We start from the raw sequence: 235 nt of genomic DNA, 5'->3' as shown, positions 1-235 counted from the left end.
CTATTGGATGAGCTCAATTTGCTGCGAGAAGCTGCGAACGCCATTCAGCTTCGTCGTAATTTCGGAGACAGCCCAATGCTGTATGTTCCCGAGATTTACTCTGATTACTGCCGTGAAAGCGTGTTGGTAATGGAACGAATCTACGGTATTCCGGTGTCTGACTTGCCTGCTTTACATGCGCAAAATATCAATGTGAAACTGTTGGCAGAGCGCGGCGTGCGGGTCTTCTTTACTC

At 48.5% G+C, this 235-nt stretch carries 1 protein-coding gene; it reads left to right on the top strand.

Annotated features, from left to right (window positions below):
* Positions 1-235 (top strand): AarF/UbiB family protein (locus M992_RS14540; RefSeq protein WP_248842544.1); only part of this gene is annotated, 235 nt, incomplete at both ends.

The organism is Moellerella wisconsensis ATCC 35017 (genome assembly GCF_001294465.1).
In the GTDB taxonomy this organism is placed as follows: domain Bacteria; phylum Pseudomonadota; class Gammaproteobacteria; order Enterobacterales; family Enterobacteriaceae; genus Moellerella; species Moellerella wisconsensis.
This window is presented reverse-complemented; position numbering and strand designations above follow the sequence as displayed.